This window comes from Oceanospirillum sp. (assembly GCF_048265165.1).
Taxonomy (GTDB): domain Bacteria; phylum Pseudomonadota; class Gammaproteobacteria; order Pseudomonadales; family Halomonadaceae; genus Oceanospirillum.
Genome location: NZ_JBLXCD010000001.1, coordinates 236,314 through 255,438, shown reverse-complemented (window position 1 = coordinate 255,438; position 19,125 = coordinate 236,314). Strand labels below are relative to the sequence as shown.

The 19,125-nt window shown below is 47.3% G+C and carries 17 protein-coding genes; 10 read left to right on the top strand and 7 right to left on the bottom strand.

Features of this window, described 5'->3' with window-relative positions:
* Positions 1–20: 20 nt before the first annotated feature.
* From ACN0R8_RS01095 to ACN0R8_RS01075, 5 genes are all read left to right on the top strand, one after another.
* Complete coding sequence (locus tag ACN0R8_RS01095; RefSeq protein WP_417594210.1) at positions 21–857, top strand: metal ABC transporter permease; 837 nt, start codon at positions 21–23, stop codon at positions 855–857.
* A gap of 83 nt (positions 858–940) precedes the next feature.
* Positions 941–1,387 carry a phosphoribosyl-AMP cyclohydrolase gene (gene hisI, locus ACN0R8_RS01090; protein WP_417594208.1) on the top strand — a complete coding sequence of 149 codons (447 nt, stop codon included), beginning with the start codon at positions 941–943 and terminating at the stop codon, positions 1,385–1,387.
* A 33-nt stretch (positions 1,388–1,420) separates the two neighbouring features.
* On the top strand, positions 1,421–1,840 hold the full coding sequence (gene yidD / locus ACN0R8_RS01085) for a membrane protein insertion efficiency factor YidD (protein WP_417594206.1): 420 nt from the start codon (positions 1,421–1,423) through the stop codon (positions 1,838–1,840).
* Positions 1,827–2,294: a DUF1289 domain-containing protein gene (locus ACN0R8_RS01080; RefSeq protein WP_417594204.1), complete on the top strand. Its 468-nt coding sequence runs from the start codon at positions 1,827–1,829 to the stop codon at positions 2,292–2,294. The genes yidD and ACN0R8_RS01080 overlap by 14 nt, the downstream gene beginning before the upstream one ends.
* Positions 2,281–2,910, top strand: a complete 630-nt coding sequence (locus ACN0R8_RS01075) for a tRNA-(ms[2]io[6]A)-hydroxylase (RefSeq protein ID WP_417594202.1) — start codon at positions 2,281–2,283, stop codon at positions 2,908–2,910. Before ACN0R8_RS01080 ends, ACN0R8_RS01075 begins: the two co-directional genes overlap by 14 nt.
* Positions 2,911–2,974: 64 nt before the next feature.
* Here ACN0R8_RS01075 and ACN0R8_RS01070 read toward each other — a convergent pair whose 3' ends face one another.
* Positions 2,975–3,388, bottom strand: coding sequence for a SufE family protein (locus ACN0R8_RS01070; protein WP_417594200.1), 414 nt, complete (start codon positions 3,386–3,388; stop codon positions 2,975–2,977).
* A 165-nt stretch (positions 3,389–3,553) separates the two neighbouring features.
* Positions 3,554–4,792 carry a tyrosine-type recombinase/integrase gene (locus ACN0R8_RS01065; RefSeq protein ID WP_417594198.1) on the bottom strand — a complete coding sequence of 413 codons (1,239 nt, stop codon included), beginning with the start codon at positions 4,790–4,792 and terminating at the stop codon, positions 3,554–3,556.
* A 229-nt stretch (positions 4,793–5,021) separates the two neighbouring features.
* On the opposite strand from ACN0R8_RS01065, the gene ACN0R8_RS01060 reads away from it, so the two are divergent.
* The gene (locus ACN0R8_RS01060; RefSeq protein WP_417594196.1) at positions 5,022–6,062 is read left to right on the top strand and encodes a DNA-binding protein; all 1,041 of its coding nucleotides are present in this window, start codon (positions 5,022–5,024) and stop codon (positions 6,060–6,062) included.
* A 72-nt stretch (positions 6,063–6,134) separates the two neighbouring features.
* Here ACN0R8_RS01060 and ACN0R8_RS01055 read toward each other — a convergent pair whose 3' ends face one another.
* The 5 genes from ACN0R8_RS01055 to nfuA form a co-directional block, all read right to left on the bottom strand.
* Entirely contained in the window at positions 6,135–7,481 is a 1,347-nt protein-coding gene (locus tag ACN0R8_RS01055) for an OmpP1/FadL family transporter (protein WP_417594194.1), read from the bottom strand.
* A 513-nt stretch (positions 7,482–7,994) separates the two neighbouring features.
* Positions 7,995–8,945: a hypothetical protein gene (locus tag ACN0R8_RS01050; RefSeq protein WP_417594192.1), complete on the bottom strand. Its 951-nt coding sequence runs from the start codon at positions 8,943–8,945 to the stop codon at positions 7,995–7,997.
* Positions 8,946–9,395: 450 nt separating this feature from the next.
* Positions 9,396–9,578 (bottom strand): hypothetical protein, encoded by a 183-nt coding sequence (locus ACN0R8_RS01045; protein ID WP_417594190.1) that lies wholly within the window; start codon positions 9,576–9,578, stop codon positions 9,396–9,398.
* Positions 9,579–9,624: 46 nt separating this feature from the next.
* On the bottom strand, positions 9,625–10,356 hold the full coding sequence (locus ACN0R8_RS01040) for a TAXI family TRAP transporter solute-binding subunit (RefSeq protein WP_417594188.1): 732 nt from the start codon (positions 10,354–10,356) through the stop codon (positions 9,625–9,627).
* 168 nt (positions 10,357–10,524) lie between these two features.
* The gene (nfuA, locus tag ACN0R8_RS01035) at positions 10,525–11,115 is read right to left on the bottom strand and encodes a Fe-S biogenesis protein NfuA (protein ID WP_417594186.1); all 591 of its coding nucleotides are present in this window, start codon (positions 11,113–11,115) and stop codon (positions 10,525–10,527) included.
* A 479-nt stretch (positions 11,116–11,594) separates the two neighbouring features.
* On the opposite strand from nfuA, the gene metH reads away from it, so the two are divergent.
* The 4 genes from metH (at position 11,595) to ACN0R8_RS01015 (ending at position 19,100) form a co-directional block, all read left to right on the top strand.
* Positions 11,595–15,293 (top strand): methionine synthase, encoded by a 3,699-nt coding sequence (gene metH, locus ACN0R8_RS01030; RefSeq protein WP_417594184.1) that lies wholly within the window; start codon positions 11,595–11,597, stop codon positions 15,291–15,293.
* Between the two features lie 31 nt (positions 15,294–15,324).
* On the top strand, positions 15,325–16,662 hold the full coding sequence (locus tag ACN0R8_RS01025; RefSeq protein WP_417594182.1) for an MATE family efflux transporter: 1,338 nt from the start codon (positions 15,325–15,327) through the stop codon (positions 16,660–16,662).
* Between the two features lie 310 nt (positions 16,663–16,972).
* The gene (locus ACN0R8_RS01020; protein WP_417594180.1) at positions 16,973–18,619 is read left to right on the top strand and encodes a nitrite/sulfite reductase; all 1,647 of its coding nucleotides are present in this window, start codon (positions 16,973–16,975) and stop codon (positions 18,617–18,619) included.
* Complete coding sequence (locus ACN0R8_RS01015) at positions 18,612–19,100, top strand: DUF934 domain-containing protein (protein ID WP_417594178.1); 489 nt, start codon at positions 18,612–18,614, stop codon at positions 19,098–19,100. Before ACN0R8_RS01020 ends, ACN0R8_RS01015 begins: the two co-directional genes overlap by 8 nt.
* Positions 19,101–19,125 lie beyond the last annotated feature (25 nt).

The following is a 19,125-nucleotide window of genomic DNA, read 5'->3' as shown; positions in this document are numbered from 1 at the left end:
ATCATTCACGGTATACATATATGGAATTTTTTTCCGCAGTAACTGAACAAACCTTTCTGCAGAATGCACTGCTAGCGGGTGTTCTGACCAGTATTGCCTGCGGGCTGATCGGTAGCTATGTTGTAGTCATGCGGATCAGTTATCTGGCCGGAGGCATTGCACACTCCGTCATGGGCGGTATGGGTGTCGCCTACTACCTCGGTGGCTCGCCTTTTATTGGCGCTCTGATTGCAGCAGTTATTTCCGCACTCATCATCGGCATGGTCAAACTATACTGGCAAGAGCGTGAAGACACGCTGATAGGTGCCCTGTGGGCTGCCGGCATGGCGATTGGTATCATTTTTATCAGTCAAACACCTGGGTATCAGGTTGATCTGATGAGCTATCTTTTTGGCAATATCCTCCTGGTTGCCCAGAATGACCTCTGGTTAATGGCCGGCATGGATGCCGTCATTGTAGTCGCCATTGCCCTGCTCTATCGCCCTTTTCAGGCCGTCGCTTTTGACCCTCAGTTTGCCAAGTTGCGCGGACTCCCTGTCAACGTGCTTTATTTATTACTTTTATGCATTGTTGCCTTAACTGTCGTTCTGATGATTCAGGTCGTAGGGCTGATTCTTGTGATCGCCTTGCTTACGCTTCCGGCAGCTATTGCAGGACACTACACCAGAACACTCGCCAGCATGATGGGATTGGCATCGTTACTTGGCTTGCTGTTTACCTCTGGAGGTTTGGCTATCTCTTACCAACCGGACCTGCCCGCCGGTGCCTGTATCATTTTGCTGGCGGCTGCAACTTTTACTGTTTCTGCTATAGTGGCTGCCCGAAAAAAACCTTTGGACAGCAAAACGCAGGCCTGAAGCAGGGTATTAGATAAAATCAAAACCTAGTTTACCAGACCGAGATTAAAACCATCACGATTAACCGGAATTAAGGCTTTATTATGACAAGCGTCCCATTCAACTGGAAACTGCTCGAAAAGGCGGAGCTCAATCAAAGCTTTGATCTGGAGACAGCACTTAACCACCTGAAATTTAACGCTGATGGTTTGATCCCTGCTATTGCTCAACAGTACGATACCCATGAAGTTGTGATGATGGCGTGGATGAATCTCGACGCTATTAAAGAAACCTTAAAAACACAGCGTGTTTGCTACTGGTCGCGCTCCCGTCAGGCTTATTGGCGGAAAGGTGAATCATCCGGTCAAATTCAGCATCTCAAGGAACTTCGTATAGATTGTGATGGTGACACCCTGCTCCTGCTAGTTGATCAGATTGGCCCTGCCTGCCACACCGGACGTCGCAGCTGTTTTTATGCCGTTGCTGATCAGGATGAATTACGGGTTAATTCGGAACCACTGATCAGCCCAGAAGCGCTTTATGGCAAGTAGCAATAAAGCGAGGCCAATTCATCGGAAGGGTTTATGAAATATCTGCTGAAACTCTTCGTTCATATCTATCGCTATATGATCAGTCCGTTGCTGCCCAATCGTTGTATCTATTACCCAACCTGCTCCAGCTATGCACTGGAAGCACTGGAAACGCATGGTGCGATTAAGGGAACAATTCTGGCTGTTAAACGTATTGTGAGCTGTAACCCTCTGGCCAAAGGAGGTTACGATCCGGTGCCTGAAAAAGGCTACTGGCATAATGGAACTCACCCTTGCAATAGCTGCGCTGATGACAACCCGAAATCAAAAAAACCTATGGAAAGTCACGCAAAACACAGCGGGATAAAGTCTATCAACCCTGGTGCCGATCATTCATGCACCGATACAGATGACATCAGCTGTAGCTCAGATCCAAAAAATACGGATACATCTAAGTCTCATGGCACGAATTGAATCCCCTTGCATCGGTATCTGCAGCACAACGTTGGGTGATCAGATTTGCCGAGGCTGCAAACGTCATTCAGATGAAATTCTCAACTGGGGTCGGTCTGAAGCCCAGGCACGTGAATCGGTTATGCAACGCATTGAGCAACTGACGATCGATGCAGTGTCTCTATATTTCCAGTTACTTGATAAAGATCAACTGCATCAACAACTTGAACTGCACCGGATTCGCTATACTAAGCGCTTTGCCCCTGAGTGCTGGATTGTTGATCTCCTGAGAGTGGGTGCCAGCAGAATTCAGGACATTGAAGCCTATGGCCTTACTTTGACCGATTACGCCAGAGGTCTCTCACCTGACACAGGGCGACACCATACCTCATCGCGCCTTCTGGAAATCATCTACCAGAAGATAAACCGAACCATCTTAGAAGAAACAGACAGGTTAATTTGTGAAAAACCCTGATTTGCTTGAAGAAATCTATCAATTCCTACCCTGCCCAACACCTGATTTATGGGTAGAACAGGCACTGGAAAACCTTGATATCCTGCTTATCGACCACGCCCAGTGCGAGAAAAAAGCAGCGTCTAATGCGATGAACCTGATGTATCGCTATGTCGACCGGCCTGATCTTCTGAAAAAAATGTCACAATTGGCCCGCGAAGAATTACTCCACTTTGAGCAGGTTGTTGGCATTCTGGAGGAGCGCGGCATCAAGTATGAACATATCAGTGCCGCCCGCTATGCATCAGGTCTACGCCAGCATATGCGTAAAGGTATTTATGAGCTTATTGATGTGCTGATTATTGGTGCATTTATCGAGGCCAGATCCTGCGAACGCTTTATGGCCCTGATTCCTCATTTGGATGCACCGCTGGCAAAATATTACCGCTCTTTGGTTCGATCAGAAGGACGGCACTACCGTGATTATCTTGAATTAGCTCAGCAGTATGCAACAGATTCTATTGATGAGCGCATCGCTTTCTTTGCTCAGATTGAAAAAGAGCTGATTGAAGCTGACGATGATACCTTCCGTTTTCATAGCGGGCCGGTAGTACCCCAGGCAGCGCCTCTTCAGTGAGCGCAATGCCACTAAAAAAGGCTGACGGGCAATCCCGCAGCCTTTTTGCTCAGCCAAACCTTAATCAGGCGTAATGGGTCGCCAGCTCACCGATTCTCTGCAGCATAGCGTGCAGGCCATTGCTACGTGTCGGACTCAGGTGTTTATCCAGCCCCAGCTTCGCTAAAAATTCAGGTGTGGTCGCCAAAATATCAGCAGGCTTGCGGTTATCATAGATGCGTAACAACATCGCTATCAGGCCTGAAACAATTGCAGCATCACTAATCGCATATAGTTTAATTTTGCCATCAGCAAATTCATGGTGGATCCAGACCTGAGACTGGCAACCATCAATTTTATTAAGATCCGTTCTCCACTCATCCGGAAATTCAGGCAACTTCTTTCCCATATCAATGATGTACTGATACTTGTCCATCCAATCGTCAAAAAACTCAAACTCATCAACAAGATCTAACTGCGCCTGATTGATTTCGGACATAATAACGCTGCCTTCCAATATTTGTATTTAGGTAAAAAGCGATAAAGGATAGCCTCTGCATAGAAGGCCAACCGGCCCAACAGATCGCTGTCTAACGAAAGACGCGAGTATAGCAGCCGTTAAAAGTTTCGTCAGTCCCGAGGCAGAGAGAACCCCGGCAATACTTTATTCAACCTTATCCGCAGGGTTAATGGCATCGTGCCAAGCTTCCTCTTCAGTATGAAAGTAGACCGCTGTGGTTTCCAACTGACTGTGCCGGGCCGTTTTGCTGACCAGGCGCAAATCAATGCCTCTGTCCGCCAGATGAGTAATCGCTGTATGCCGGAACCAGTGTGTCGAAGCAGCGCGCATTCGGGCTGCGGACTCAGGGAAGTGCTCCTCAATACTATCTGCGGTATCTTTGAGGATTTTTTTGCTCAACCGGTAAATCATATTCGCGCTAATTGAATTTGTTCCGCGGGTGGAGCGAATGAAAGCACCCTCCTCACCCACCTCGGGCTCTGGCGACAAACCAAGGAATGCTCGATACCGCCGAACCTGAGCCATCAACGGCTCCGGCACGGGAATTTCAGCATACTTTTTACCTTTACCCAGAACCCGCCACCACCAACGCCCACGCCGCAGAAAAAAATCTCCCATTCTACAGCTGGCAACTTCACTTACCCTTGGGGCAAGATAGTAAAGAAAATAAAGCAGTGTTTTTTCCCGCATAAACTCACGTTCAGACTTACCTGACGATGCCTCAATCTCAGCTCCGTGAGCCTCATAACGCTTAAACATAAGCTGAATATCGGTCTGTTCAAGATAGCGTTCAACCTTTTTCGATTGCTGCAGGGCCAAACTCTGTCCTTGTTTCTGTCGAATCAGCGCAAAAGGGTTACCCCTGAGATAGTCGGCATCACGCAGATAGCTAAAAAGGCCTTTTAAAATTGTGATGGTCTGCTTCTGACTGTTAGCACTCAGCCCTCTCTTAAAAGGCTTCCAGTCTGGAGATGTTCTGGCGCAAGGCTCTCCGCACCACTGACCTTCAGGCTCAGGTTTTTTTATAAAAGCCTGATAGTCCGCAATATCCTGCCGGTTAAGATCAGATAACGCTTTTCCTTGCTGATACCAACACCAGAGGATGAGACGCTCTGCCTCTCGACGATAACTACGGAAGGTCTCAGGAGAGTCCTGGTATTCAAGCAGCCAGCTCTGAACAGCTTCAAGGTCGGTGTTTGCAGCAATCTGAGGGGCCATCTCATTTCTGTTAGCGCCAAATCGCCCATTTAAAGACTCGGGTATCTGCACCCGATCAACCAGCAGTCTTTCTAAAGGTACAAGCCGGTGGGCCTGAACCGGTTTAGCTCGACCCGTTCCCGCCCCCTCATCAGCTGCGCCTTCTCTCTTTATTAAGTCAGTCATTTTCTGCCAGCTACCCGTTATTTTGACCCTTTGCTTGCCCTATAAGCCCCAGCGAGTGCCATGGCTTCAGCACCATCTTATTTTAGCAGTGTAATCATTAAAATTCACGGTTATTAGAGTTACCGTGAATTAAAGGTAGATTTGATTATATTTTATACGTAATACATAATACGTAATATCATTTATTAATGACCTATGTGTGCGTTACCAGATCAGGAATTAGCGGAAAATGGCGAGAAATGGCATTAGCTATAACGATGTAAAGCAAGCTATCGATGAGATGCAATCAGAGGGACTGAACCCGACTATTGCAGGTTTACGGGAACGACTCGGAACCGGTAGTTTCACCACCATATCGGAGCATCTGAAGCGCTGGAGAGTTGAGAGGCAGCAAAAACCCATGATTGCCGGTGGAACAGCAGCACCAGACAATCTGAACAGCATGGTCCAGGCGGTATGGCAGCAAGCAAGGGAGGATGCCACCAAAGAGCTTGAAAGCTACAAACAGGAGATCCAGAAAACACTGGATAAAGCCGAATCTGAAAAGCAGAACGCTATAGAACAAAGTCTCGCCACGGAGAAACGCAACAAGTGGCTGGAGGATAAAAATGAAGCACTTCTCAGAGAGATCCGCTTACTGGAGAAGCAGGCCGGAATAGCCGAGATAAAACTGGAAGCGTCTCTCGATGAGAAAGAGGTCCTAAACCAGAGACTTGAGAACACACAGGAAGAACTCAACACGCAACAAGACAAGCTTCAAGCCCTGAGTCAGAGCTATGAGAAAAAAATAAGCACCCTCACACAAACTCTGACGAGTAAGAATGAGCAGCTGTACTCCGATCTCTGCAGTGCTCTTTCACAGTTTGAGGTACAGCTTAATGAAGAACGAAAACGCAGCACCGATTCAGAGCAATACTGGATCAGACAAATCGACGATCTGAGACAGCAACTCAAAGAGCGCGATCAACGAGCAGAGCAACAGGAAAAGAAACAGCTGGAACTCAACAAATCAAATCTGGAAAACAATAAAGAAGCCCTGTTGACGCTTAAGCAGATTCAGCAACATATCTCAGAGCAAACTAACGAAGCAGCGACCAACAACAGAGCCATAAACCAGCTCAGTACTGAGCTAGGCAATCTCAAAACAACAAATAGTGCTAGCATAGACAATACAGATAAAAAGCTAAAAAGCCTGGAAGATGCATTTTTCAAAAGCATGGATAAGCTCAAGCAACAGCTTATAGCAACACAAGCTATACACGAAAAATAAAAGAATAATCGCTAAATTCATGCAAAAAAAAGAGCCGGAAACCGGCTCTTTTTACTACTGGAACAAGCTAGATCAGAAGGACATGTTGTAAGCTATAGAAATCACATCAGCACTGGTCTCGTAATCAGCATCTAACTCGCCTCTTGCACCATCTTCCGTTGAGCCATTTGGAAATGAGCCATCCCGAACAACACTCACGTCATCAACCGCAACATGGGTATAAGCGGCTGTGATTTCTCCGGCACTACCCAAGCGATAGCTTGCACCCACAGAGAACCACTTACGATCACCATCAGGTGTTCTTGGTGAGCGGTACTCATCTTTAGCCGGTGAGTTATCAACCGCCAAGCCTGAACGCAAGGTCAGCGCCTCAGACATCTGGTAAGTCAGACCTGCCGAATAGAACCACTGATCCTCAAAATCGAAGGTTAACACGGTATCGTTTTGAGCCTTACCGTCTGCGCCTTCTTCATATTTGATTCGCATCTCATCCAGCGAGCTCCACCCCGTTCGCATCGCGGTAACACCCAACATAAGCTTATCATTCAGCTCATGCTCAGCACTCAATGTCAGCACTGAAGGGAAAGACAAACTGTCTGAAATTGCAGCATCATCAATGCCAAGATTGGCCCCCATAGAACCAAGCGCCGGACTTACATCTGTAAACTTAGCATCCCCTTCAAAGTCGAAGTCTACTTCACTTCGGTAACCCAAACCTAAACGCGTACCTTTAACCGGCTCAAACATTGCACCCAGTGCAAAACCGTAAGTAACATCATCGGCATCCAGATCTCCATAGCCTTCTTTGTCCGTAGACAGTAGAGGGGAATCAGGAATAACCGAGTCCAGCTGAACCTCGCCACTATGAACCTGAACACTGGCACCTATAGCCCACTTTTGATTTAACTGATGCGCCAAGGTTGCCGAGAGAGAAATGTCTTCCACCCCTGTCTTTGCGGAATGAAAACGTCCAGGCCAGTCCGTACCATACTTACCGGATAAACCAAAAGGTACGTTAAGCGATGTACCCAAAACGGTCTTCTCACTCAAAGGGTACGCAAAATAGATAGATGGAACCAGGGAATCATCAACCACTCCTGAGGGGTTTGAACCCGAGACGGGAAAACCACCAAATGAAGCAGGCGCCGATGCTGAGTTCACCGTCACATCCATCTCTGGCATAACCCATGCCCCAGAGCCATATAATTCAATACCCTTGGCATTAGTAAAAAGGGCTGGATTCCAGAAACTGAATGAGATATCAGAACGACCAGCTGCCGCGCCGGCTAATGCATTACCGGATGCAGTTGCACTATGGTCATTCAGCGCAAAACCCGCAGACATCGCCTGCCCGCTGAAGAGCGCTGCTGCCACAGCAATTGATAATTTAGTTGGGAGTACTGCTTTTAACTTCATCATAATATGCCTTCCAAACGATGTTGTTTTTATTGTCACGCGGTGCTTTAAAACATACGTTTGACTAGATTCACATTCAAAGGCGCCTTTGTCAAACCTAGAGAACAAGAAAAACATGTTTAAAACCAAACCTTTGTTTGGGAAATTCTTTTCAAACATCCCGCTAAGAAAAAAGGCTTAATAAACATCAGGATAGCATTTTTTTGAAACGCAGCATTATGACTATCTAGTCACATGCGTAGAAATTAAAATAAGCACCTGTAAGCAATAGCATCAGCTAATCGTATCATCACAGGTTTGATGGCAGAGGGGTTTTATAAAAACGTAAGATAGGAGGAAAATATAAAGGATATAAAAAGAAGAACTGGGTCACCGCGGCAGGACTCAGCCAGGAGTTGGTAGGGAAAGAGAGCAACTCTTGGGGTGCGATTGAGTAGAGAAAGAAAGCCTTTACCTGCCTGCGGTGTCAAAGGGTACAGCCCAGAGGCTGTACCTGATTATCAGCAGTAATAGCGATTAGAACGCGTATTTACCCTGAACATTAAAGTTGGTTCTGTCATCACCTTCCATACCGGCAGCGTCGGTAATGTTCTGGATTTCAGCACCAAACTCCAGACCGCTAGGCATTTTGTAGAAAGCATTAACAAATACGGTAGCCTGGTCTTCTGCTCCAGAGGCACCAAAAGACTTAACCTCAGCCATAGCATTGGCGCTCAAACCACCACCAAATCCCATGCCCATGCCTCCTGATACAGCGGTCCAGTCAGCATCAATATCGTCATTACCTGTTTTCGTAACAGATAAAACAGCCTTCATGCTGTCAGACATTGCCATTTTCGCTGATGCGGAGATATGTACCCAGTTTGCATTCTCGCCTTTGCTGTCATTTTCATTAACCAAGGCACCACCAGCAAACAGGCTTACATCGCCCATTTTGGTTGTAAAGCCAGCAGCCAGATCCGGAATCACAGGACCATCTTCACCTGCTGTACTTTTCCCCCAATCCTCAACACCGAAGCTTAACTTTGAACCGCCCATATCAACTTCTTTAGCGATCATTGGGTGGCGATTGGCATATGCGGAACCACCGGTCAAAGCAACGAAGTCAACTGTTGGCAGAATACCATTCAGGTTAGCAGCAGAAGACCAGGTCTGACCGATTTTCCAACCGTCAACCATAACTAAGGCATGACGCATACGCAGGTTGCCCTGGTTGCCATTTCCGTAGTAATCACCTTCAAAAAGGATAGTTGCGTTTGATGAACCCAGGTTTGTTTGTTTCAGATTAAAACGACTCTTCACCGCTGAGCCATTCACGTCAGTTGAATCACCATCGCTTACTGTATCAAGAGAGAATTCAGCAGCAACGTAGCCACCCATAGAAAACTCTGCGTGTGCAGCGGTGGACATAGCGGCCGCGGCCAGTGGAAGAAGGATAGTACCTGCAATTTTGTGCTGAAGTTTCATGTTTTTCCTTACCTTTAGGTTTGTTGTTATTAGTGAGGCAAACAGACGAAATTTGTCCTGAACTTTGCCTCACTCAATAGGAATTTATTTTTGTTATCGAGAGTGTGGCTTGGCTTCTCGTCGGTTGTCAGACTCTGAAAAAACCTCATTACTGTCAACTGGTGCAAATGCACCAAATCATCTCACCAGCGGTTATTTCACGCACAGAAATAGTTCAAAAAAGCACTGCCAATTAATTTTTTTGTAATAAAAACATAGCATATGAAACTACCTTACAGCCGTTTGAATATAGCGACTAGCTGGTCACAAATAATAATATTTTAATATGAAAAATAGTATCTCTCACTTTTCAGATATAAAAAAACCCCGTTTTTACGGGGCTAATGGCAATAGGATGGATAGACTAAAGTATTGGTTTTACGAGGTTTTCTGGCGGCAGCCAGCCCAGATCTACTCGTCTGGGTATTGTTTTACTGCAGGGTGAACAGGAGCAAAATGCCCTACCCTGGTAAACACTGATCTCTTATTAAGAACGCTAAGTGCCGGATGCATATTACGAAACTGCTCAAAGTTTTCATCAATTACCTTGATAAGCTCTATAACTATGTCATTAGGTAGATTTTTATTTGCCACTAGCACTGCTGACAATTGAAAGGTGTCAATATCAGAAGGACTTCCTCTATAGAGCCCCCCCCTTTATCTTCCCTGCCCTATAAAAGGGGTATTTTTCAGAGAATCGTTTAATGAGTGTTTGCGGCAATGGAATCAGGCGACTATCACAAAAGGTCGTCGCTTCCCCTACAGACGTATTCGGATGACCGACATAATAGATAAAAGCATCGATTTGCCCTGAACAGAGTGCAAGGGGCATCTCAGAAGCCTGTAGTTCACTAACGTTTTCCAGATCCTTGTACGACCAACCCAGTTCACTCAGTACAAAATCCATCGTATTTCGCTGACCCGACCCCGGATCGCCAAGGTTTACTCGCTTACCTCTCAAATCCTCTAAAGACTCAATGCCACTATCCGAGCGGACAACAATGGTAAAATCTTCCGTGTGCAGCGTTAACAATGACCTTAAGTCAGTATCAGCACCTGTCGCCGTATAAATAGAGGAGCCACGGGTTGCATGAAACAGCCAATCAGACTGCACAATTGCGAGATCCAGGCTTCCTCTACGCAATGCCTTCAGGTTATAAGCAGAGCCTGGGGTGCTTTCCACGACACAGCGAATGCCATGACGATCAAGTTCTTTGTTCAGTAACCGACAGATTGCCCCCCCAACTGGATAATAGACTCCAGTAATATCTCCCGTACCCACGGTGATAAAAGAGGGCTCATCAGCTATGACAGTAACCGGAGTTATAACCAGCAGGATACCGGCCAAACATTTAGAGAGAAATCGCCGCATTAAAATGCCTTTATAGAGCTTTACAGATGCATCAATCTTAGGTGGATATGGCAAAAATTGGGAGAATAAACGTTAACTCTATTGATTCCGCACAGGAAAAAGAGGGCATGCACGCAAAAGCCAGCATTAGCTGGCTTTTACGGTGTATCTAACGATCAGAAGCACGAACTACTTGAAATAAGCGTTATCCGTAACCGTATGGTCCGTTACGTCCCGAATACCCTTCAGCTGAGGAATTTTCTCAAGTAAGGTTTTTTCAACACCATCTTTTAATGTCAGATCCACCGCTGAGCATCCCTGGCACCCACCGCCGAACTGAAGAATAGCGATATCATCATCGGTTAGTTCCACCAGCTTAATCTCACCGCCGTGAGCTGCCAGGCCAGGATTAATATCAGAATACAGCACGTAAGTAATTTGCTCAGCAAGAGGGCTATCAGCACTCACTTTGGGCATTTTTGCATTGGGTGCTTTAATCGTCAGCTGTCCACCCATGCGGTCTGGGTTGTAGTCAACCACGGCCTCTTCCAGATAAGCAGCGCTGGTTTTATCAATATAAATAGGAAATACAGCACCATCTTGACGTAGGTCTTCTTCCTCTTCTTCTCCAGGGCGGCAATATGCCAGACACGTTTCCGCATAAGGCGTCCCAGGTTGTGTCACAAATACCCGGACACCGATACCATCCGCATCCTGTTTGCTTAACAGATCGCCCAGATAGTTCTGAGCACTTTCAGTAATTTCAATAATGGCAGACATCAAGCGTCACCTAAATTCAACAATGAATGATTGAGATCTATTTTAAGGTAAAATCAACGCATTGGAAATACCCTACTATTTTTATAGGTCTTTAACCCTTGCCAATGACCTGTTCAGGCCATTATGAGTATTCTGCAAGACAGAGCCAATTTTTTTCAGGGTCAGAAGCGACTGACTTTGGTAATGTCTCACTGCGATTTTTGTCACCAGCACCTCTAGTGGGCCTGATCAGCAATTACACTTATAACTAAGTGGATAAGCGTTATAAGTGCCTGATCTGACAGTAATCTCTTAAAATAGCTTTTTATTTGATAGAATGCCGCAATCTTACGTCATTGAGAAAAGTTCAGCGACCAGCGATGTTAATCTGTACAAAAAAATATGTAGCTGCCCTTATAATAAAATCTACATTGCTTGCTGGATAATGGCCTGCTGAATATCGGCACATCGGTTTTCACCCGTTCGGAGTACCCTAAGAAATGAGTCTTGCAACACGTATTCAAACCTTAAAATCCGCCCTTAAAGAGCGCATCCTCATTCTGGACGGTGGTATGGGTACCATGATTCAGGGGGAGAAACTCACTGAAGCCGACTTCCGGTCTGAACGTTTCAAGAACTGGCCATCTGATGTTCAGGGCAATAACGATCTGCTGGTTCTGACCCAGGGTGATCTGATTAAACGCCTGCACCTGGATTATCTGAGCGCCGGTGCCGATATTCTGGAAACCAACACGTTTAACTCAACCCGCCTTTCCCAGTCTGACTACGGCATGGAAGATCTGGCCTATGAGCTAAACCTTGAAGCCGCCAAAATCGCCCGGGCCGCCGCCGATGAGAAAACGGCAGAAACACCCGAAAAGCCGCGCTTTGTTGCCGGTGTTCTGGGCCCCACAAGTCGTACGGCATCACTATCCCCTGATGTAAACGACCCCGGTTTCCGTAATGTTGATTTCGACACTCTGGCCGTTAATTACCGTGAAGCTACCCGCGCCTTGATTGAAGGGGGAGCCGATCTGATTCTGATCGAAACCATCTTTGATACGCTCAATGCCAAAGCTGCTATTTTCGCCGTACAGGACGTCTTTAATGAGGTTGGCTTTGAACTGCCAATTATGATCTCCGGTACCATTACTGATGCGTCGGGCCGTACACTGTCCGGCCAGACAACAGAGGCTTTCTGGAACTCAGTCCGCCATGCCAAGCCGATATCTGTTGGTTTAAACTGCGCTCTTGGAGCCACAGAGTTACGTCCTTATCTGGAAGAGTTATCGAATAAAGCTCAAACCCACGTTTCAGCCCACCCTAATGCCGGCCTGCCCAATGAATTTGGTGAGTACGACCAAACAGGCAAAGAGATGGCGGTTATTGTAGAAGAGTTTGCCGCCAGTGGTTTTCTTAACATTATTGGTGGCTGTTGTGGTACCGCGCCAGAGCACATCAGGGCTATTGCAGAAGCTGTTGCCAAGCACTCTCCCCGCCAAATACCCGATATCCCAAAGGCTTGCCGCCTGAGTGGTCTTGAGCCCTTTAATATCGGTTCTGACAGCTTGTTTGTGAATGTTGGTGAACGTACAAACGTAACAGGTTCAGCCCGCTTTAAGCGCCTGATTGTGGAAGAAGACTACGACACCGCCCTGGAGGTTGCACAGGAGCAGGTTGAAAACGGCGCCCAGGTGATCGATATCAACATGGATGAAGGGATGCTGGAATCCCAGACCGCCATGGTCACATTTCTCAATCTGGTAGCAGCTGAGCCAGAAATTGCAAAAGTACCAATCATGATCGACTCCTCCAAATGGGAGATTATTGAAGCCGGTCTGAAATGCGTACAAGGCAAGCCAGTAGTGAACTCCATCTCTCTTAAGGAGGGTGAAGAGGCATTTCGTCACCACGCTAAACTTTGCATGCGCTACGGTGCCGCAATCATCGTGATGGCTTTTGATGAGAATGGCCAGGCTGACACGTTTGAGCGCAAGCGCGAGATCTGTAAGCGTTCTTACGATATGCTGGTGAACGAGATCGGCTTTCCGGCAGAAGACATTATCTTTGACCCCAATATCTTTGCCGTAGCGACAGGTATCGAAGAGCACAACAACTATGCCGTAGACTTTATTGATGCCACCCGTTGGATCAAACAGAACCTTCCCCACGCTATGATCTCCGGTGGTGTTTCCAATGTATCCTTCTCTTTCCGGGGTAATAATCCTGTGCGGGAAGCGATTCATTCCGTTTTCCTCTATCACGCCATTAAAGAAGGTATGACCATGGGCATCGTAAACGCCAGCCAACTGGCTGTTTACGACGATCTGCCAACAGAGCTGCGTGATTTAGTGGAAGATGTCATTCTGAACCGAAGAGATGACAGCACGGATCGCCTTCTTGATGTTGCTGAAAAATACCGTGGTAACGGCGTAGAGGAAAAGAAAGAGGATCTCGAATGGCGTTCCTGGCCAGTTACTAAGCGAATCGAGCATGCACTGGTAAAAGGTATTACCAACTTTATCCTTGAAGACACGGAAACGGCCCGTATCGAAGCTGCCCGCCCGATTCAGGTGATTGAAGGCCCACTGATGGACGGCATGAACGTGGTCGGCGACCTGTTTGGTGCCGGCAAAATGTTCCTGCCTCAGGTGGTAAAATCCGCCCGTGTCATGAAACAGGCGGTTGCCCATCTGATCCCGTTTATCGAGGCTGAAAAGTCCGGTGAAGTGGAGGCCAAAGGCAAAATCATTATGGCCACGGTGAAGGGTGACGTACACGATATTGGCAAAAACATCGTCGGCGTTGTGCTGCAGTGTAACAACTACGAAGTAGTCGATCTGGGGGTCATGGTTCCTGCGGAGAAAATCCTGCAGGCCGCCAAAGAGCACAATGCTGATATTATTGGGCTATCAGGCCTCATTACTCCATCCCTTGATGAAATGGTGCATATCGCCAAAGAGATGGAGCGCCAGGGTTTTGATTTGCCGCTGCTGATCGGTGGTGCAACCACTTCTAAAGCCCATACCGCAGTTAAAATTGAGCCGCAATATAAACGAGGCCCGGTCATCTATGTCACCGATGCCTCCCGCGCTGTTGGTGTTGCCAGTAATCTGCTGAGTGATGAACTGCGGGATGAGTTTGTCGCTGGTCGTCGTAAAGAGTACGAAGAAACCCGTATCCGGAATGCTAATCGTCGGGCCAAGGCCGATCGTATCAGTTATGAAAAAGCCTGCGATAACAAGCTGGCACTGGATTGGAACAGTTTCAGCCCAGTGAAGCCAGCCTTTACCGGCATAAAAGCTTTTGATGACTACGACCTAGCAACGATAGCTCAGCGCATCGACTGGACGCCTTTCTTTATGTCCTGGGATCTTGCCGGTAAATATCCGCAGATTCTAACCGATGATGTGGTTGGTGAAGCCGCAACAAGCCTGTTTGATGATGCAAAAGTCATGCTAAAGAAAATCATCGATGAGAAACTGATCAAGGCCCGTGGAGTGATCGGCTTCTGGCCCGCGAACACGACCCAGGCGGATCAGATTGAAGTCTATGCCGATGAAAATCGCAGTGATGTTAAAGCCTTGCTGCAGCACATACGCCAGCAAACACCAAAACCTGAAGGCAAGCCAAATCTGAGTCTAGCGGACTATATTGCACCGAAAGAAACGGGCCTTGAGGACTATATTGGTGGTTTTGCAGTCAATGCCGGTATTGGTGCAGAAGAGCTGGCAAAGGAGTATGAGGCAGCGGGCGATGACTACAACTCTATTATGGTGAAAGCACTGGCAGACCGCCTTGCAGAGGCCTTTGCAGAGCACCTGCATGAGCGGGTGCGTAAAGAGTTCTGGGGCTATGCCCAAGATGAAAGCCTTGATAATGATGCACTGATTAAGGAGCAATATCAGGGGATTCGCCCAGCTCCCGGCTACCCCGCATGTCCGGATCATACCGAAAAAGAGACCCTGTTTAACCTGCTGAACGCAACAGAGCACAGCGGCCTGGAACTGACAGAAAGCTTCGCCATGACCCCTGCAGCAGCTGTTAGCGGCTGGTATTTTGCCCACCCCGACGCGAAATACTTCGGTACCGGAAAGATTGACCTGGACCAGGTAGAGCAGATCGCAGAACGTAAGGGTAAAACAACGAAAGAGATGGAGCGATGGCTGATGCCGGTTCTGTCTTATGATCCAGCTTAATCCCTTGACGCAACTAGCTTAAGTAACACCTTTGCGTTCTCTATTAAGCCTTCCCTCCTTTGAGCGACAGCGTGAGATCTTGAAACTTGCGCTGCCGCTGATTGGTGGCATGCTATCCCAAAGCCTGATTAACCTTGTGGATTCCGCCATGGTTGGAGCTCTGGGCAGTACTGCTTTGGCTGCAGCCGGTATTGCAGGTTACACAGCCTTTGTTATTACCGCTCTGATTCTTGGCATATCGTCTGCTGTGCAGTCCACCACTGCATACTTCTATGGTGCTAAGTGCAAAGACTCTCAGGACAAAACTCTGAAAGCAGGCCTTGCTCTCGCCCTTCTGCTTTGTTTTCCCCTGATCGCTTTCTTTTACCCTATCACCGGTCTTCTGCTTTCCTATATAAACTATGATGGTGCTGTCGTTGAACTGGCTGAGCCATACCTTGATTGGCGTGTAATAGGTTTAATCGCTGTTGCCCTTAATCTCGTTTTCCGGGGTTACTGGAATGGTCGCCATCATTCAAAAATCTATTTCCAGACAATTGTGCTCATTCATTTGAGCAACATTGCCATCAGTTATGTCCTGATTTACGGAAAATTTGGTCTGCCAGCCATGGGAGTGGAAGGCGCAGGTTTAGGCACCTGCATCTCCCTGTTGATTGGCACGATCATCTGGTTCATCTACACTCTTCAGCAATTGGATCTCGGAATTTTCCAGAAGAATCCTTTAGACAGGCAAATACTGCGTAAACTGGTTAACCGCACCCTACCAAATTCCCTGCAGCAAACGCTCTTTGCCTCCGGTTATCTGGTTTTGTTCTGGATCATTGGCCAGATCAACCCCTTGTCTGTCGCAGTAGGGCATGTTCTGGTGAACCTCTCTCTACTGATGATTCTTCCGGCCGTAGGACTCGGCATGGCCGCCACCAGCCTTGTGGGCCGGTCGTTAGGGCAAGCCGATGAGCAAGCCGCTCAACACTGGGGCTTTGATGTCGCAAAAGTGGCAGTCTTATTTTTAATGATCATCGCGTTACCCCTTAACCTTTTTGCCCAACAGATCATCGGGCTGTTCCTTATAGAGCCTCAAGCTGTTGCTTTAGGTGCTGAATTACTGCAGCTCACGGCGATCATGATGGTTATTGATGCATCTGCCATCGTGTTAACCCAGGCGATGCTCGGCGCAGGAGCCAGCAAAACGGTGATGCAGGTTTCTGTTACCTTGCAGTGGGGCGTCTTCCTCCCCCTTGCCTTTATCTTCGGAATCTACCTGGGTTTTGGCCTTATGGCGATCTGGTGGGTACAGCTGGTTTACCGGTGCCTTAATGCGGCGGGCTTTATCTGGCTCTGGAAAGTAAAAGCTTGGTCACTGCGTTGATTTAGTGCCGTGCACGCAATTTTAGTTAAGCTGTTTGCTGCCCCCTATCCCTTCTGGGTTCTGTGGCGCTAAATATGATGATTGGTCACTATTTATCTTCTGTTGAAGGCTTATATTGTCATCTTACGACTTCGCCATTTATATTCCATAAAGAAATAAATATATAGATATAAATTCATTTTAAGAATAAGAGAAGACTGCTATTGTGCAGCAAATCATGCGGGTAGTGTCTGTTTTTAATTAGAAAAGCACTCCGCTTTACCGTGACTTTTGGCACATTTGATACAGAAACCCTGTCGTAGGAAATTAAATGTATAAGTACGACGATTACGATCAGAAATTAGTTGATGAGCGGGTGATTCAGTTCCGGGATCAGACCCAACGTTATCTTGATGGCAAGCTGGAAGAGGCTGAATATCTGCCTCTGCGCCTGCAAAACGGCATCTACGTGCAACGTCATGCGCCTATGCTGCGCGTGGCAATTCCGTATGGCATGCTGAACTCAAATCAGCTGCGTAAATTGGCGTACATAGCTCGTACTTATGACAAAGGCTACGCGCACTTTACAACCCGTCAAAATGTACAGTTCAACTGGCCGGCACTGGAAAACTGTCCGGATATTCTGCAGGAGCTGGCTAAAGTTGAAATGCATGCGATCCAGACCAGTGGCAACTGTATCCGTAACACCACCACAGACCAATTTGCTGGTATAGCCCAGGATGAGATTACAGATCCCCGTCCGTGGTGCGAAATTGTGCGTCAGTGGTCGACCTTTCATCCTGAGTTTGCTTTTCTGCCCCGCAAATTCAAAATTGCAATCAGTGGTACAGAGGAAGACCGTGCCGCCATCAAAGTCCATGATGTTGGCCTGCAGCTGGTAAAAAATGCAGATGGCTCTCTTGCTTTTGATGTTTACGTTGGCGGCGGCCTGGGCCGAACTCCAATGATCGGCAATCTGGTGCGTAAAAACCTGCCCGCTAAGCACTTGCTGACGTATTTAGAAGCCGTGCTTCGCGTTTACAACCAGTTTGGACGTCGTGATAACAAGTACAAAGCCCGCATTAAAATTTTGGTTAAAGCGTTAGGTGTGGAAGGGTTCGCTCAAAAGGTTGAATCTGAGTGGACACACTTGGTTGATGGCCCATCAACCCTAACAGAAAATGCCATAGCTAAAGCTGCCAGTTTCTTTATCGACCCGGCTTATGAGAATGCACCGGACAAAGGCTGCTTTGTGCAGCAACGGGCCGATAACAAAGCCTTCTCACGCTTTGTCACCAATAATACGCAAGCCCACAAGAAAGATGGCTATATTGCCGTTACCGTATCCCTGAAGAAAACAGGTATCGCCCCCGGTGATGTAACCGATAGCCAGATGGACCTGGTGGCTGATCTCGCGGACAAGTATAGCTTCGGAGAGCTGCGCGTGAGTCATCATCAGAACCTGATTCTTTCTGATGTAAAGCAATCGGACCTATTTGAATTGTGGCAAATTCTGGAAGAAAACAACCTTGCAACACCTAATATCGGCAAGCTCACCGATATGATCTGCTGCCCGGGTGGTGACTTTTGTGGTCTAGCAAACGCAAAGTCCATTCCAGTTGCTGAAGCGATTCAGCGTCGCTTTGACGACCTGGATCACCTCTATGATCTGGGCGATATCGAATTCAATTTTTCTGGCTGCATGAACGCCTGTGGCCACCACCACATTGGCAATATTGGTCTCTTGGGTGTTGATCGTAAAGGTGAAGAGTTCTACCAGGTTTCTCTGGGTGGTCGATCAGGCAGTGATGCCAACATTGGCAAGATCCTTGGGCCAGCAGTGAAGCAGGACCGAATCCCGGATGCCATTGAGGCTATCATGGGGGTTTATGTCGAGAACCGTATCGAAGGTGAGTCCTTTGTAGAGGCTTATCACCGTCTTGGCCAAGCGAAATTTAAGGAGCGTGTTTATGCCTAAGATTATTCTGAATCAGGCCATCGTTGAGGATAGCTGGTTTAAAGTTGATCTTGAAGCAGAACTACCCGCTTCAGGCAAGGTTTTGCTCCCTTATCCGCTTTGGCTATCAGGTGATTTTGATGCCGGAGCATTCGAAGCTGTAGCTGTCTGGATTCCTAATGATACTGTGCTTGATGAGCAGGCTGAAAAGCTGACAGAGCTACCTGTCGTTGCGATCGACTTTCCTGCTTTTACTGATGGCCGTGGTTACACGTTAGCTCGACAACTACGTGAACGGTTTAACTATGATGGTGAACTGCGTGCTATAGGTGATGTGCTACAGGATCAGCTCTTCTATATGACCCGTTGTGGTTTTAACAGTTTTGCTGTCCGGGAAGATAAATCTATTGAAGAGGCAATGCAGAGTCTTAAGCCTTTCTCTGGTGCCTATCAGGCAGCACTGGATAAACCCCAGCCTCTGTTTGCAGAACGCTGGAGTTAAGCCAGTTAACTTTAAAAACCTCGCT